Origin of the sequence: Herbiconiux daphne (assembly GCF_024979295.1) — a bacterium.
Taxonomy (GTDB): domain Bacteria; phylum Actinomycetota; class Actinomycetes; order Actinomycetales; family Microbacteriaceae; genus Herbiconiux; species Herbiconiux daphnes.
On the sequence record NZ_JANLCJ010000536.1, the window covers coordinates 1 to 612 of the forward strand.

General features: G+C 47.4%; 1 protein-coding gene. It reads left to right on the forward strand.

All coding sequences use genetic code 11. The features are described 5' to 3' along the window. On the forward strand, nucleotides 1-612 hold a 612-nt coding region (locus N1032_RS26300), incomplete at both ends, for a hypothetical protein (protein WP_259543593.1).

Sequence of the window (612 nt, forward strand, 5' to 3'; positions counted from 1 at the left end):
TAATTAAAGAAACTGCTGATCGTGTTGCAGCAGATAAAACCCTGACCGCTTCAGTGAATAATAAAGCTGACTCTTCTGCACTGACTAAAGAAATTGCTGACCGCAAAGCAGCAGACAATAATATTGCTGTTAACGTCAATAAAGAAGGTCAGGCGCGTATTGCTGGTGATGCTAAATTACAGGGTGAAGTTGACACCGCACAGAACACCGCTAATCAGGCTGTGAACGGTCTGAAAGCTAAGGTTGACCAATCAGCCTACACCGCTGATAAAGCTTCTCAGAAAGCGATTGACGGCGCACAGGACACACTGATTAAAGGTAAAGCTGACGCTTCTACCGTCACCAGTGAAGTGACCCGCGCTAAGGCCGCTGAACAGGCGAACACTAAGCTGATTCAGGGTAAAGCTAACTCTGCTGACCTGACTGCTGAAGTGACCCGCGCTAAGGGTGTTGAAGCTAACAAGGTTGAAAAATCTGTCTTCACCGCTGACCAGGCACGACAGGACACGCTGATTGCTGACAAAGCTGATAAGGCTTCTGTTCAGTCGGTTCACAATGAAGCTGAAGCTGCTGAATCTCATGCAGCAAGCAACACTAAGCTGATTAACACTG